1 protein-coding gene is annotated in these 269 nt (G+C 54.3%); it reads right to left on the bottom strand.

The features are described from left to right. Positions 1 to 269, bottom strand: a 269-nt coding sequence (locus tag ACI77I_RS32310) for an RHS repeat-associated core domain-containing protein (protein ID WP_407000278.1), incomplete at both ends; no start/stop codon positions are given.

The raw sequence follows: 269 nt of genomic DNA, 5'->3' as shown, positions 1-269 counted from the left end.
AACTCCTGCATCGACTTTAGCTTGTTTGAAAGCACCATTCCTTGAAACCTCCGGTGTAGAGGGTTCGGCAGGTTTGTCACATGTTAGAGTTTTCCTACCTTTAGGTGGACAGTTGGCGCTTAACCCCGTTGGGTCCACCCACCCCGTCGGGTTGGGCGCGTACTGGTACGCGTTGATCCCACCGGCCAGCTTCACTGGGTCAGGCGTCAGGTAACGACCAATATCTGGATTGTAGTAGCGATGGCGGTTGTAGTGCAGCCCGCTTTCTT

Origin of the sequence: Pseudomonas sp. D47, from assembly GCF_045447305.1 — a bacterium.
Lineage (GTDB): Bacteria > Pseudomonadota > Gammaproteobacteria > Pseudomonadales > Pseudomonadaceae > Aquipseudomonas.
The sequence above is the reverse complement of the archived record's forward strand: the minus strand, read 5'-3'. Positions and strand labels throughout refer to the sequence as shown.